This is a genomic window from Chryseobacterium candidae (assembly GCF_004916905.1).
Taxonomy (GTDB): Bacteria; Bacteroidota; Bacteroidia; order Flavobacteriales; family Weeksellaceae; genus Chryseobacterium; species Chryseobacterium candidae.
In genome coordinates, this window is sequence record NZ_SDLV01000004.1 from 160,336 (window position 1) to 175,842 (window position 15,507).

The window sequence follows — 15,507 nt, forward strand, 5'->3', positions numbered from 1 at the left end:
ATAATTCAACCTTAACAATTTTTATTCCAAAATATTTCAGAAAGAATATATTTGCATACATTTTGCTGTTTAAATTTAATAATTATATCATTATGAAAAAGTATATTTCTTTACTGATGATTTTTGGATTCCTGTTCTTATTTCAGAGCTGTGCTTCACAAGGTTCATTAGATCCGAAAACAGTAGACACTTTGGTGAATTCCCAGGAGTTTACCTTCTATGCACAAAGAGCCAATCCTACGAATTATGATGTTATTAATGTCATGAACTCAATGCCTAATTCTACTGCAACAAGAATGCTGAATCTAAATGGAGACTATACCATTGATGTAAGTAAAAATACACTGGATGTGGTATTACCCTATTTTGGAAGACTTTTCAATCCAACTTACGGAAACACAAGTGATAACAGCTACCGATTTACTTCAAAAGATTTTACCGTAACTAAATCTCAGAATAAAAAGGGAACCTGGACTTTAAAATTCAAGCCTAAAGATGCAAGAAATGTAGATGAAGTAAATATAGAAATTTTTAAAAACGGTAAGGCTTTCGTTTCTATGAGAAGTAACGACAGACAACCAATTACTTATGACGGATATGTTTCAAAAACGGAGATAAAGCAGGAAAAAGAGAAACCTTAATCCCTGTTTTCGTTAGATAAGAACTTCTCAACAAATAATTTTGCTTCAGTACTTGGATTGGAAATCATAGCTGAAGCATTTTTTTTATGCATGTGATAAGCTTCTTCTAATGCATCACTCTTTTTCATCAGGGATAAAATATATTCCTGAACCCAATATTCAAATCGTTTTTCAGCCTGCTGAACGCGGATTTCTTCAAAACGGCCGCTTTTCTTTTTGAGGTCAATAAATTCGAATATTGTATCATAGACTTCCTGTAATCCTTCGTTATGAAGAGCAGATCCTAATAGCACAGGGATCTTCCAGCCTTTTTCTTTAGGGGGAATGAAATCTAAAGCTCTTTTCAGTTCAAGTCTTGTATTTTTCGCTTTCTGAAGGTTATCCTGATCCACTTTATTGATAAAAATAAGGTCAACCATTTCCATAATTCCTCGTTTAATACCCTGAAGTTCGTCTCCTCCCCCAATGATTTTAAGGAATAAAAAAACATCAGTAATATCAGCTACCAGTACTTCAGACTGCCCTACTCCTACGGTTTCTATTAAAATATAATCGTATCCTGCAGCCTCGCAGATCATCATGGTTTCAAAAGTAGTATTGGCTACTCCTCCAAGAAATCCTGAGCTGGGAGAAGGACGGATGAATGCGTTTTCTTCTTTGGCAAGCTCCTCCATTCTGGTTTTATCTCCCAAAATACTTCCTTTGTTGATGGCCGAACTAGGATCAATAGCGAGAACAGCCACTTTCTTGCCTTGTGCAATTACGAGGCGTCCGAAGTTTTCTATAAAAGTGGATTTTCCTGCTCCGGGAACTCCCGTTACTCCTACTCTCACAGAGTTTCCGGTAAGAGGCATAATTTTCTTCAAAAGTTCTTCCGCCTGTACTCTGTGTTCTGCTTTTTTACTTTCAACCAATGTAATAGCTTTTGCAATCAGGCGTTTGTTTCCTGACTGTATTCCCTCTATTAACTCTTCTGTAGAAAATTTCATTGATTCAAAATTAACAATTAAAATGCGAATGGTCAATACCCGGCTTATATTGATCGGCTAAAAGACTAAAATTGTTTGATTTAATATTGCAATTTTTCATTGATTTAATTTTTATTTCTTCTAAATTAAAACTAGAACAGCTTGTATTAAAGGCTGAAGGAATTTATTACATTTGTTATATATCAAAAAAGAAACATGAAAAAACTCATCGCTGCGGCATCGTTTACTGCAATTTTGCTGGTTTCCTGTACGCCGAAAGCTGCTACATCCAGTGCTGCTCCAGGTACTTCAACATCTACTGCGGAACAGATTGCACAGGGGAAAACAATCTTTGAAAACTCTTGTGGAAGATGTCATAAATTACCTGATCCTGCTTCACACAATCCTGTACAGTGGGTAGGAATCATGAATTCTATGGCTCCAAAAGCAAAATTAACGGATGAACAGCATCAATGGGTTTATGATTATATTGTTTCTGTGAAGAAATAATCATCAAATAAAATCAAAGGATATGAAAAAATTCATTTTAACAGGTATTGCAGCATCCGCATTGCTGGTATCGTGCGGACCAAAAAGTGTGGCTGTTACAGGGCCCAAATATACCTCATCTGAGCAGCTGGCACAAGGGAAAACCATTTTTGAAAATTCCTGTGCAAAATGCCATAAACTGCCAGAACCTACCAAGCATGACAACCAGGGATGGATCAATACATTAAGCAGAATGGCTCCAAAGGCTAAACTTACTGACGACCAGCATCAAATGGTGTATGATTATCTGATCTCTGTTAATAAGAAATAAGACTGCCTCAAAATTGTCATTCTGAATGAAATAAAATGGAGTAAAGAATCTCATGTTTATTGTTATCAATGGGATTCTTTCTTCGTCAGAATGACAAAAATCAAATGATTTAGCTTTTGAGGCAGTCACACTATTTCTATTATAAGTCAAAAGCCAGATTATTCTGCCTTTTTTACGGTTCGCGTTCTGGTAACCTTTCCTTTGACTAATTTTTCTCTGTCTTCAATCACTTCAAGTGCAGCGCGGGTGTAAGCAAATTTTTTGGCTTCTTTAAGAGTTCCTAAAGCCTGCTTGTATTCAAAGTTTCTTTCATGAAGAAGAGATAGACAGTTCAGAATTTCTGATTTGTCAATTCCTTTTAGTTTTAAGGCAAATGCTATCAATTTTTCTGCTTCTTTATAATCTTCATTATTCAAAAGACATTCAATATAATATTTGGGAATATTGATATTTGAAATGTTACTCTGCATGGCTTCATCAAAGTATTTCTTTGCTGTTTCATAATCCTTCAGTTCTTCGGAATATATTCTTCCCATCAGACACAGGCTGTCTGCATCTTCAGGCTCATAAGACAGTGCGTAGTTCAGCGCATCCAGGCATTCAGAAAGATTGAATGGAAAATAGTCTAATGCTTCAAAATAATATTTGCTTTTAGTTAAGGTCATTTTTGTAGTTTTTAAGGTCATTTTTCAAGGCATTTCTTTGTTTTTTGAATGTCTTGTCTTCATAATTCTTTTTAAAATCTGTTCCTGAAAATGTACGAACCGGATTTCCGCGTTCTACCTGCATATGAAGTGCCCAGGTTTCTTTCAGCTTTCTTTCCAGCTGTTGGATATAAACTGCCGTTACCTTTTCTTTTAATCTGCTAATGGATAGTTTTTTATTCTCAAGCTGTGAACGGGAATCCTGTACAAAAACAGTTTCTTTAGTGGGAATATGAGTGGCACGCACTGCTGTATTCACTTTGTTTACGTTTTGTCCTCCGCTTCCCTGGCTTCTCGCTGTTTGAAACCGGATATCTTTTTCATTGAAATCAATCATTTTCACATTTTCCAGTTCAAAAATTCCGATGAACCAGTTGCTTCTTTTATGCTGCTTCCTGAAGGTACTTTTTCCAATCCAGCAGACGCTTCCCAGCCAGTTTTTTAAGAATGGGGTTAGGTCTTTTCCTGTTAAAAGCACAGTCACTGATTTCAAAGTGAGATTTTCATCACCGTTTTCACGATGAATGATTTCGTATTCTATTGTATTTTGTTTTGCCTCTTCAAGAAAGGTCTTCAGAACCCTGGCTACTACCCACTGGCATTCTAAAGGACCTCTTCCTGAAGTGATCTGTATTAATTTTTCCATTTTTTATGTTGGCATTTTGCTTAATAAAGGGTTTCCTACCGGATTTATTCCCTTTTGTAATAGTTCTTTTGCGGCCATCACTGCCCAGCATTTGTCACTGGAGTGAATATTTCTGTAAAAAGAAAGTAAAATATCAGGCCTCACAACGGTAAAACCATTGGTTTCTAATGTCTCTAGATCATCTCTTTCAAAGAAATCTATGGTAATTCTGTAAATTTTTTCATTTTCCAGCTCAACCGTTTTTTCATACCTGCGAAAGTTTTCTTCACTTGGCAGATGGTCATATCGGGTCCAGACTTTCTGGAATCCTTTCTGCTGAAGAATGATAACTACTTCTGCTACATTTTCTTTTTTTACAAAAACATCAATATCCTTGTGGTCATGGGCATGTTTGTATTCCGTATGTCCTTTTTCCGACATAAAATGCCACGCCCAGCCCCCTGATATAATGACTTTATCTTTTAATTGATTTAAAATTTCGAGTCCGAACCGAATTCTGAATTCCGGCCAGACTTCATCGTATCTTTTTATGTTATGTGGTGCTCCCATTTTTTTTGTTTTTAAATGTTTCCTGATTAAACCTTACAGGTTTTTGAAACCTATAAGGTTGTAAGGTATCAGGCTAATTATTTGTCCATTCTCACAATTCTCGGCTGGAATGTTCCCAGAATATCTACCAGCTCACTTTGTGCATTCATCACTTCATTAATATCTTTGTAAGCCATAGGAGCTTCTTCAGCATTTCCGCCCATCAGTGTGACATTCTTAAGCTTCAATTCTTTTTTGATATCATGCTGAGTGAAAAGGCTTCTGCATTCTCCTCTGGAATGTGCTCTTCCTGCACCATGAGATGCGGAGTTTAGAGATCCCGGATTTCCTTTTCCGCGAACAATGAATCCTTTTGCTGTCATTGATCCAGGAATCATTCCTAATTCATTTTCATTAGCAGGCGTAGCACCCTTTCGGTGAACAATCACTTCTTTACCGTTATGGATTTCTTTCCAGGCAAAGTTGTGATGGTTCTCAATTCTGGCTTTTACTCTTCCACCAACGGCTTTTACCAGCCTTCTGTGAATATCATCATGACAGGCTGAAGCATAATCTCCGGCCAGATTCATTGCTGTCCAGTATTCCAATCCAAGATGGGTACTCAAATCCAGCCATGCGAAGTTTTGGGCTTCTTTTGGTAACGGACACTGCTCTGTTGCCATTCTTGAATAATACTGTGCTATTTCCGCCCCCAGACCTCTTGAGCCGCTGTGAGAAAGTATTCCCAGATATTTTCCTTTAGGCAGGCCAATCTGTTCGTCTTCTTCAGTGATTTCCACTTTCCCGAATTCTACAAAATGATTTCCTCCGCCTGAGGATCCCATCTGTTTGATGGCTTTTCCCTTTAATCTCCTTAAGATCGGGATCATATCGAATGTATCTCTTTCAAATATCTCATGGTCTATGTGAGATTTATGAGTCTCATACATTCCGAATTTTGTGTGTTCGGCAAGCGCTTTTTCATATTTATCTCTTGCTCCTTCAAGATATGAAACGGGTGTATCCAAAATACTGAGGCTCATTCTGCAGCCTATATCCATTCCTACTCCGTAAGGGATTACTGCATTTTCCACCGCCAAGACACCTCCGATGGGAAGTCCATAGCCGCTGTGGGCATCGGGCATTAATGCTCCCTGAGTAGAAATTGGCAGTTTCAAAGCAGTGTATAACTGATTTTTTGCCTCTTCTGAAATGTTGGTACCAAAAATCTGAAAGGAAGCACGCTGTGAATTCAGCATTCTTTTTTCTGTTTTTTTGGATGAAAGCAAGGTTTCTGCAATTTGTCCGAAGGTGAGATCTTTTTCAAATTCTTCCGGATTCAGCAGGATTTCCTTTAAAAGAGATTTTACGTGGTGAATATTCTTCGTTGCAAAATTTCTTTTCATAACTTCCAGGGCTACGTTTACGCTTTGGTTATTTGGATAGCCCAGTTTTAATATATCTTTTCCTTTTAGTTTTAAATTTCCCATTGTTTTTGTTTTAAATAACAGTTGGACTTATAAGTCCTCTAAGCTTTCTGCAATCTCTGTTGCAGACATTGTGCAGGTAACATATTTCCTGCTTTTGATAAGTTTTCTTTGATACGTTTCTTTCCATGGATTCGACTTACATAAAATAGTCTTGTGAATAATCCCTATTACCTTATGCTGTCCCAAATAGGAATCCAGCGCCGCATATTCTTTTTCCAGCTCCAGATCCAAGGGTTTGTAATGGGTAATCATATTGGGTTTTACCCTCAGAGTAAATCTCCATGGTTCAGTAAATTGGTAGTAGGTTTCGAATATCTTACGGACAGGGCAATAATCTTCTTTCTTTTCAAAGTATTGTCTTTCTCTGTCGGTAAGTTCTAATTTTGGATAATTCCAGGAAAATGAAGTAATATACCTGAGCTTCTGCTCTCTTTCTACATATATTTTCCTTCCAAATTTTCTTTTCTTTTTTAGAAATTTCCGGTTATCAGAATACATATAGGTATTGATCTTCTTTAAAATTCCTTCGAAAAAATCTCTGTCTTTGGATTGTTTTACATCATTTCTTACTACAAAGAATCTTACAAATCCTTTTTGATAGGGTTTATCCAATGGCATCAACGGAAGATTTTTTCTTATTTTCCAGAGTTCTCTACTACGTTCGTATTTTGCTCTTATCTGCCTTTCTACATCTTTTCTAATTGTTCTTTTTCTGCTTCTCACGCTTCTCAGGCGGGAGAACAGAAGGTTATCATTTTCCATTGTTCACAGAAGTATGATGTGAGATCATAAATGTTTTTATTTTATCTCACACAACTTTCAATCAACTAAAACACTAGTTGAATGGATTAATAATAGACAATAATAGTTCTGAGTGATATACTTCATCCTATTTCGTCTTTAATGACACTTAAAAAATTTCGGGTAAACCTGGGAGTTTGAAATATTGCGCAATAAAAAACCCGAAATCTCTACGACTTCGGGTTTTGATATTTCATTGTACTGTTATTCTAAGAATGTACCAAACCGCGAAGCCTTACCACCATAAGTGGCAATCCAACTGTAGAATTCTGATTAGTTCTGAACATTGCTTCGTTGTTTTTAATTGGTTAAACTTGATTTTCAGGTGCAAATATATACATTTTTCTGAAAATCAAAATATTTTTTTTCACTTAAGGTGAATAATGCTGAGAAAAATGGCATCAACAACCTTTGTCATTCTCTTTGTATCGAGGGTTTCCAGAGTGTCTGTGGGTTCATGATAATTTTTATTTCTGAAAAAGGATGAATCAGTGATCATGAGTGCGGGGAAATCAAAACTCCAATAGTTAAGATGATCGGAAAAGTCTATTCCTGCAACAAATTTGGGGGCTGAAAATGTTTCGGTTTTAATCTGCCCTGAACCTTTAAAATTGTTGATAAAGTTTTTTACAAATGGGCCTGCCCCACTGAACTTTTTAACCAGAGTAATAAAATCTCCTTTATCTCCATAAAACCACGAAAGGATTCCTAAAGGAAAGCTCTGCGATCCTTTCTCATCTCTGAAATAGCCGATCATTTCCACGCTGGCCATTCCATACACATCGATATTGTTGTCTTTTAAGTATTTTGCATGGACATAACTTCCCATGTTTTCGGTCCTGAAATAAGGAGGTTCTTCCAATGTGTAGGCTACAAGATCTACTCTGTACTTCAATTTTTGCTCTTTCAACATTCTTGCCAGCTCCAAAAGCGCTGTAACTCCGGTGGCGTTATCATCTGCACCCTGCTGATCTCCACAGACATCGTAATGAGCCCCTATGATAATTCTTTTTTTATTTTCTGTTCCAAAGGAAGTGATTACGTTTTTATATATTTTTCCATCTACTTTATATTCCTGGTAAGCGGTGCTGTCACCATACGTATTAAAAGTCTGATGGATATAGTCTGCAACCGCATTTAGCTGGTCTATATTTTTATAGTTTCTAAATTGCGGTGTTTGGGTAAGAGCTGTTAAATGTTTTCTTACCAAAGAAGTATCTGCCACAATTTTTGAGTCTTGTATGGATATACTTTCGTTTCCAGACGCTAACAGGACAACACCAGCGATAATAAATAAGCCTACAAGAAGAAACAGTTTTTTCCTTGCAGGCTTTATTATATTTTTCAGATTCATAGGTTGCATTTTAATTTCAACCTGAAATTAAAGCTTTTCTGATTATTTTTCTAAAAATCTTTCTAAAATTTCCACTGCGCATTTCGGAAGATTGGTTCCTGGTCCGAAAATAAAATCAGCACCGTTGGCATACAGGAATTCGTAATCCTGCTGTGGAATTACTCCTCCCACAACGATGGTAATGTCATCTGCTCCCAGTTTGGATAATTCTTCAACAACCTGCGGAACTAATGTTTTGTGTCCGGCGGCTAATGAAGAAACACCTAAAATGTGAATATCATTTTCTACAGCCTGTTTCGCCACTTCTTCAGGGGTCTGGAATAATGGAGCAACATCCACGTCAAATCCCATATCTGCAAATGCTGTGGCTACAACTTTAGCGCCTCTGTCGTGACCATCCTGCCCCATTTTAGCGACCATTAGTCTTGGGCGGCGTCCTTCTTCTTCTTCAAATTTCTGAGTCAGATGAAGGGCTTTTTCAAAGTATTCATTTTTACCGGCATTCATTGCGTATACACCAGAGATTGTTTTAATATTTGCTTTATATCTTCCGAATGTTTCTTCCATGGCATCGCTCATCTCACCAAGTGTAACTCTTCTTCTGGCTGCTTCGATGCATAATGCCAGCAGGTTTCCTTTTCCTGTCTTAGCGCTTTCGCGGATTTCGTTCAGTATTTGCTCTACAGCTTCAGTATTTCGTTCAGCTTTGATTGTATTCAGTCTTTCAATCTGTTTTCTGCGAACTTCGGTATTGTCAATGTCTAAGATTTCGATCTGATCCTGCTTCAGTGAGGACTTGAATGAATTGACTCCGATAATGAATTCCTCACCACTGTCGATTTTAGCCTGTTTTTTCGCGGCAGCTTCTTCAATTCTCATTTTTGGAATTCCGGCTTCGATGGCTTTGGTCATTCCTCCTTCCTGCTCTACCTCATCAATATACCTCATCGCCTCTTCAATCATTTGCTGAGTAAGGCTTTCCACGAGGTTGCTTCCACCCATCGGATCTACCACATCACATATTCCGCTTTCCTGCTGAAGAATGATCTGTGTATTTCTTGCAATTTTTGCCGAATAATCTGTAGGAAGGGCGATGGCTTCATCCAGTGCGTTGGTATGAAGAGACTGCGTTCCTCCTAATGCTGAAGATAAGGCTTCAATAGCTGTTCTTGTAATATTATTGAAAGGCTCCTGCTCTGTTAAAGACCATCCTGAAGTCTGTGAATGGGTTCTTAACGCCAGAGATTTTGGATTCTGAGGATTAAACTGTTTTAAAAGGGTTGCCCAGATATATCTTGCAGCACGCATTTTCGCAATTTCCATGAAATGATTCATCCCGATTGCCCAGAAGAAAGAGAGTCTTGGCGCGAAATCGTCTACATTCATTCCTGCTTTTATTCCCGTTCTTACATACTCAAGGCCGTCTGCCAGCGTGTATGCCATTTCAAGTACCGGTGTTGCACCTGCTTCCTGCATATGGTATCCGGAAATGGAAATAGAGTTGAATTTCGGAATGTTTTGAGAAGTATATTCAAAAATATCTGCGATGATCTTCATAGAAGGTGCCGGCGGATAGATGTAAGTATTTCTCACCATGAATTCTTTCAAAATATCATTCTGAATAGTTCCTGAAAGCAGTTCCTGTTTTACCCCCTGCTCTTCCGCCGCTACGATGTAGAAAGACAGAATAGGAAGTACAGCACCGTTCATGGTCATGGATACTGAAATCTGATCCAGTGGAATTTCATTGAAAAGGATCTTCATGTCTTCCACAGAGTCGATGGCTACTCCTGCTTTTCCTACATCTCCTACCACCCTTGAATGGTCGGAATCATATCCTCTGTGTGTTGCCAGGTCAAATGCTACTGAAAGACCTTTCTGACCTGCGGCAAGATTTCTTCTGTAGAAGGCATTGGATTCTTCGGCGGTGGAAAACCCCGCATACTGACGGATGGTCCATGGCTTCTGAACATACATGGTGGAATACGGCCCTCTCAGATAGGGAGCAATTCCTGGAGAAGTCTGCGTTAATGATTCATCTTTTACATCTTTTTTTTCATAGGATGATTTGAGTTCAAGACCATCTTTTTCAAAATTGTAAATCTCTCTTTCCTGAGATGATACACTAAAATCCGGTTTTTTCACAGAAATTGTCTTTCGCATTCCAATTATTTTTGTCCCCGTAAAGTTAATTTTTTTGAACGAAACATGAAACTTATGTTAATATTCTGTTTTACTTTAATTTAGTAAAAGAAAATGGCCGGGCAAATGCCCGGCCATTCTTATTGATATATCGTCTGCTTATTTTTTGATAAGCTTCGTATTGTAAGTATTTTTATCATCTTTGATAGTGATCACATACATCCCTTTGATTAATGAAGCAACATTAATTCTTTGTCCATCAATCTGTCCTTCCTGAGCTAATCTTCCATCAGCAGTGTAGATTTTATAATCTGCTTTTCCTTTCAGATTTTTAACTTCTACGAAAGTATCTGCAGGGTTTGGATAGATTGAAATTTCAGATGATTTTACATCTTTTGTTTCGTTTACAGCAAGGGTTTCTGCAATTTTTACAGGTAGATCCATTATACCTCCAGCACCTGAAGGAATTTCGCCGCATGCATCTACTAAATCTGAATTTCCATACTTGGCAACAATTCTCATTCTTAATGTTTTATCGCCTGCATAAGCAGTGGCTGGTACTGTAAAGTTTACAGCTGCTCCAACAGCACTATTTACAGAAACGCTGCTACTTCCTAATGCATAAATTCTTTCAGATGTTTCAAACAACCCATTTCTGTTATAGTCTATCCATGCATTAATTCTTATAGGTCTGGCTGTAAGCTGAGAATAATTACCTGAAATTACAGTTCTAAGATCTAAACTATATTGAGTTCCCTTAACTAAATTCAGTGTCTTAGCAGGATTCTCACTAAGATCTTTATATGCTCTATATGATCCGTCTGTATGAACTACGGTTCCGTTCAATGAAACTTGATATACAGTTCCGTAGTCTGTAACTCCAGTATTTAATATACAGTAATCAACACCTGTTTTTAACCCATTGGTTTTAAACGTATAGTTATTAGAGAATGTTCCAGGCACAGTATTTACAACGGTTGCCACCTGCACTTCATAATTTGTTTCATCTTCAAGGCCTGTTAATACCACTGAATTTGTTGTACTGGTTGTATTTGACCAAGTTGAAACACCCTGCTTTCTATAATTAACAGAATAAGTTGCTCCAGGTACACTATTCCAGGATACTCTGGCTGTTGTCTTAAACACCTCTGTGCTTATTGTTGTAAGCCCTGTTGGAGCAGCAGTTGTAGAAGTAGGAGCATCTGCCACTGTAACCTGAGGAGAAACGGCATAGAAAACGTTACCAATTGCTGATACTCTCAACTTAATTGGCGTCGTGATTGTATTAGGCATCTGCACTGTGAAGCTACCTGTATTAGGGGTAGAAGCTACCAAATCTGTCCACGTTGCTCCATTATCGGATGTATAATCTATTTTTACGTTCGGTGAGTTATAAGGGGCCGTATTGGTATTGGCTACTTCCCACTGAATAATGTTAGTAGCATTCTTATAAAGTACTGATGATGTAGTAAGTCCGTTAAACTTAAAAGGTCCATCATTACCAATGACTGTATTAACTTCTGAAGAAGACAGCATTGGTCTTTGTGCATTCCCGTCTCTTACACTTACTGCATAACGTACAGTTCTAGGAACATAAGATACAGTTTCCCAATTTGGATTTGGATTATTTGCAGCATCAGTTTTATTGGTAAGAATTCCGTCCATTACTAAAGGAAGGCTTGGAAAATATCTCCTTCCACTGCTTGTCCCAAAACGGGATCTTGTCAAAGCACCTTGTGTATTATAGCCCCAACCACTATCTCCGGAGATTGTAGCAAAATCATTCACACTATCATTTTGTTCCCATGTATAATTAAGTGCATCTCCTTCTGCATCAGTTGCTGATGCATCAAGATAATAGGCGGTTCCTTTAGGAACAGTATATGCCGTAAGTGCACCTATTACAGGTGGTGTATTAGTTGTAATATCTTCAGAAGTACCACAATTTGGTTTTCCCTCCAGACTTGTTAAAATCTGATCTACTGATTTATAGTGGAAATAGGCATCTGAAGACATTTGAACATTATCACTTGTAATTCCGGCATACCCCATAATGGTAGTTGCGCCTCCAGGTTCTACATTGGCTCCTGATCCTTCTGATTTATTTGAAAAAGTGTGATTACCTCCCAACTGGTGTCCCATTTCATGGGCAACATAATCTATATCGAAAGAATCTCCAACCGGGTTTGTATTCTGTGTAAACGCAGATCCTTTTGCTAATGAAGTAGCTGTAGCAGGATCAACACATGTAGATCCGATAGATCCAGCATTTCCGTTACCTCCAGCAGCATTGAATACATGTCCCATATCATAATTCGTATTCCCTACTTGAGCTGTTAAGGTTTGCTGAAGCTGTAAGTTTAAGTTTCCAGTATAAGGGTCTGTTGATGGGTCTGTATATATAATGTTGGGAAGATCCTGAATAATAAGTTTAATAGCAAAATCTTTCTGGAAAACACCATTAACACGAGTCATTGTAGCGTTCATTTGAGTAACCGTATTGGTTATCCCTCCTGCCGGGTCAAATTTCTTTGTATACTCTCCTGTAGTAGAAAGAGCTAATCTATAGGTTCTGAATTTTGTACTGGCAGGTCTGTTTGTAATCCCTACGTTAGAAAGATTTTTTTTTCCAAAGGCTTCCAATGATTTAATATCTTTGAAATTTTTCTCCTCGGTAGTACATTCAAAACCATGGTCAGCTTCTGTTCTTTTCGTTTTATAGAAAACACCATAAACCTGCTTATCTGTAGTAATAGGTTCTATAAACTGAAATTTCCCGTCTTTGATAATCATCGACTGCATTTCAGTAGGTGCAGTACTGAATCTTACATATTTACCAGGATCATCTACTCCTACACCAACGTAAGAACCCAACTGGTATCTTTCTGCCATAGATTTTTCCATAACAGGATCACTATAAACAGCAAATTTTTCAATTTTTCCCTCCGCAGTTGGTAGAGATACAATAACCGCCTGAGCTCCTTTTCCAGTTTCTACAGCGTCTTTCAGAATATTCCTAAGAGACTGCAAATCAAACCTGTAAGAATACTGAACTTCTACTTCTTTTCTGATCTCTGATGTTCTTTGCGAGGCCGGTTCCCACCTCTGCGCATTAAAGCTGGACAGCCCAGCAGCCAATGCACAAACCAGTAAAATTCTTTTTTTCATAATTACCTAATTAATTTAGAATTAATAAACTTTAAATATCCGGCATAAAAATAAGAATTATAAACAATAACTCCATAAAAAAACCGGTTAATTTTAAAAAAATTAACCGGTTTGATAAATATTATTCTTTTTTAGAATTATTTCTTTATTCCCATCTCAAACAAAGCAAATGATATAAGATCTGCATTTTCACTAATTACCTGATCTGTTGATCTTCCGGCTCCATGACCTGCATTTTTTTCAATTCTCAGTAGAATAGGATTTTTACATGCCTGTTTCTCCTGAAGTTCTGCTCCGAATTTGAACGAGTGTGCCGGAACTACTCTGTCATCATGATCACTGGTGATGATCATTGTAGATGGATAGCATGTTCCTGCTTTTACATTGTGTACAGGAGAGTAGGACTTAAGGTATTCAAACATTTCTTTGCTGTCCTCTGCAGTACCATAGTCGTAAGACCATCCTGCTCCGGCAGTAAATTTATTATACCTCAGCATATCCAAAACTCCAACTCCAGGGAAGGCAACTCTTGCCAGATCCGGTCTCATGGTCATTGTTGCTCCTACCAGTAATCCTCCGTTTGACCTTCCTGACAACGCCATGTATTCTTTTGAAGTATATCCTTTACTCTGAAGGTATTCTCCGGCAGCGATAAAGTCTTCAAAAACGTTTTTCTTCTGCTGTTTTGTTCCTGCATCGTGCCATTTCTTACCATATTCTCCTCCTCCACGGATGTTTGGAACAGCATAGATGCCACCATTTTCCATCCAGATAGCGTTTACTACAGAGAATGAAGGCTGCAGACTGATATTGAAACCTCCGTAAGAGTATAGAATAGTAGGATTTTTACCATCCAGCTTTGTTCCTTTCTTATAGTTGATCATCATAGGAACTTTTGTCCCGTCTTTTGACGTGTAAAATACCTGTTCTGAAACATAATCATCCGGATTAAACTTCACTTTAGGCTTTTGATAGACTTCAGATTTTCCTGAGTCTACATTAAATTTATAAGTAGTTCCTGGTGTAATATAATTGCTGAAGGAGAAATAAACATCTTTCTCTTTTTCTTTTCCTCCGAATCCTGAAATATTTCCTTTACCGGGAAGTGTAATTTCTCTAACCAGTTTTCCTGTTTTATCAAACTGCTTTACCTGATCGATGGCATCAATCATATAAGTTGCAAAGAAATAGCCTCCCCCGGAAGAAATTCCCAATACATTTTCTGTCTGTGGAATTACATCTTTCCATGTTGCAGGAGCTGGATTAGCGATTGTAGTTTTTACAAGACGCATATTCGGGGCATCTTTATCGGTAAAAATGAAAAGGTCATCACCTTGTGTATCTACAATGTCAGCATTGATATCAAATCCGCTTACAATTTGTACAAAGTCTCCTCCTTTTTTCAGGTCTTTGATATATAATTCATTACCATTGGTTGCATTAGCTGCAGAAATGATAAGGTATCTCTGGTCTTCAGAAACACCAGCGCTCAGGTATCTTCTTGGTGTCTTTTCACCTCCGAAAATCAGTTTATCCTCAGACTGTTTTGTTCCCAATTTGTGAAAGTATACTTTATGCTTATCCGTCATTCCGGAAAGTACAGTTCCTTCTTTCGGTTTATCATAGCTTGAATAATAGAAACCTTCGTCTCCCTGCCATGAAATTCCACTGAATTTCACATCCAGTAAAGTCTCGTCAATTTGTTTCTTGGTAACAGCATCAATGATGATGATCTTATTCCAGTCACTTCCGCCTTCAGAAATAGAATACGCCGCAAGATTTCCTTTTTTGTTGAAAGAAAGATTGGAAAGAGAAGTAGTTCCTTTTTCTGAAAATTTATTAGGATCTAAAAATACTTCTGTAGCATTGGTCTTATTGTTTGTTCTGTACAAAACAGATTGCGCCTGCAGACCGTCATTTTTATAATAATAGGTATAATCTCCTTCTTTGAAAGGTGCTGAAATCTTTTCATAGTTCCAGATTTCCTTCAACTGATTTTTAATTTTATCCCTGAACGGAATTTTAGAAAGGTAATTCTGGCTGTAAGCTACTTCTTCGTCCACCCATTTTTTGGTAGGTTCGGAATCATTTTCCAGATCTCTGAAGGGATCAGAAACGGCGGTACCAAAATAGGTGTCTGTCTGGCTTCCTTTTAATGCTTTAGGATAATTCATTTTCTGAGAATAAAAAGATGCTGAAAATAGTACTCCAGCCGTTAACAATATAGGTTTAAAATTCATACTGA

General features: G+C 37.6%; 13 protein-coding genes. 3 read left to right on the plus strand and 10 right to left on the minus strand.

The window, feature by feature from the left end; genetic code table 11:
* Nucleotides 1–92 precede the first annotated feature (92 nt).
* The gene (locus EK417_RS03290; protein ID WP_136521318.1) at nt 93–641 is read left to right on the plus strand and encodes a DUF4251 domain-containing protein; all 549 of its coding nucleotides are present in this window, start codon (nt 93–95) and stop codon (nt 639–641) included.
* On the opposite strand, the gene meaB is transcribed toward EK417_RS03290, so the two are convergent.
* Nucleotides 638–1,630, minus strand: coding sequence for a methylmalonyl Co-A mutase-associated GTPase MeaB (meaB, locus tag EK417_RS03295; protein WP_076595388.1), 993 nt, complete (start codon nt 1,628–1,630; stop codon nt 638–640). The two genes, EK417_RS03290 and meaB, sit on opposite strands and share 4 nt — an antisense overlap.
* A gap of 195 nt (nt 1,631–1,825) precedes the next feature.
* Between meaB and EK417_RS03300 the strand changes: the two genes are divergently transcribed.
* A complete protein-coding gene (locus tag EK417_RS03300; RefSeq protein ID WP_076595387.1) occupies nt 1,826–2,119 on the plus strand; it encodes a c-type cytochrome in 294 nt (97 codons plus the stop codon).
* 22 nt (nt 2,120–2,141) lie between these two features.
* The gene (locus EK417_RS03305; protein WP_136521319.1) at nt 2,142–2,429 is read left to right on the plus strand and encodes a c-type cytochrome; all 288 of its coding nucleotides are present in this window, start codon (nt 2,142–2,144) and stop codon (nt 2,427–2,429) included.
* Nucleotides 2,430–2,587: 158 nt separating this feature from the next.
* Here EK417_RS03305 and EK417_RS03310 read toward each other — a convergent pair whose 3' ends face one another.
* The 9 genes from EK417_RS03310 to EK417_RS03350 all read right to left on the minus strand — a co-directional run bounded on the left by EK417_RS03310 (nt 2,588) and on the right by EK417_RS03350 (nt 15,502).
* Nucleotides 2,588–3,094, minus strand: coding sequence for a tetratricopeptide repeat protein (locus EK417_RS03310; RefSeq protein WP_136521320.1), 507 nt, complete (start codon nt 3,092–3,094; stop codon nt 2,588–2,590).
* Nucleotides 3,081–3,779 carry a peptide chain release factor H gene (gene prfH, locus EK417_RS03315; RefSeq protein ID WP_136521321.1) on the minus strand — a complete coding sequence of 233 codons (699 nt, stop codon included), beginning with the start codon at nt 3,777–3,779 and terminating at the stop codon, nt 3,081–3,083. The genes EK417_RS03310 and prfH overlap by 14 nt, the downstream gene beginning before the upstream one ends.
* A gap of 3 nt (nt 3,780–3,782) precedes the next feature.
* On the minus strand, nt 3,783–4,328 hold the full coding sequence (locus tag EK417_RS03320) for a hypothetical protein (RefSeq protein ID WP_136521322.1): 546 nt from the start codon (nt 4,326–4,328) through the stop codon (nt 3,783–3,785).
* A gap of 77 nt (nt 4,329–4,405) precedes the next feature.
* Entirely contained in the window at nt 4,406–5,797 is a 1,392-nt protein-coding gene (locus tag EK417_RS03325; RefSeq protein ID WP_136521323.1) for an RtcB family protein, read from the minus strand.
* 27 nt (nt 5,798–5,824) lie between these two features.
* Entirely contained in the window at nt 5,825–6,559 is a 735-nt protein-coding gene (locus tag EK417_RS03330; protein WP_136521324.1) for a hypothetical protein, read from the minus strand.
* Between the two features lie 406 nt (nt 6,560–6,965).
* On the minus strand, nt 6,966–7,952 hold the full coding sequence (locus EK417_RS03335; RefSeq protein WP_076595519.1) for a M28 family peptidase: 987 nt from the start codon (nt 7,950–7,952) through the stop codon (nt 6,966–6,968).
* Between the two features lie 42 nt (nt 7,953–7,994).
* Entirely contained in the window at nt 7,995–10,115 is a 2,121-nt protein-coding gene (gene scpA / locus EK417_RS03340) for a methylmalonyl-CoA mutase (protein ID WP_136521325.1), read from the minus strand.
* A gap of 138 nt (nt 10,116–10,253) precedes the next feature.
* Nucleotides 10,254–13,262 (minus strand): reprolysin-like metallopeptidase, encoded by a 3,009-nt coding sequence (locus EK417_RS03345; RefSeq protein ID WP_136521326.1) that lies wholly within the window; start codon nt 13,260–13,262, stop codon nt 10,254–10,256.
* A 137-nt stretch (nt 13,263–13,399) separates the two neighbouring features.
* Complete coding sequence (locus tag EK417_RS03350; RefSeq protein ID WP_076595379.1) at nt 13,400–15,502, minus strand: prolyl oligopeptidase family serine peptidase; 2,103 nt, start codon at nt 15,500–15,502, stop codon at nt 13,400–13,402.
* Between the last annotated feature and the right edge of the window lie 5 nt (nt 15,503–15,507).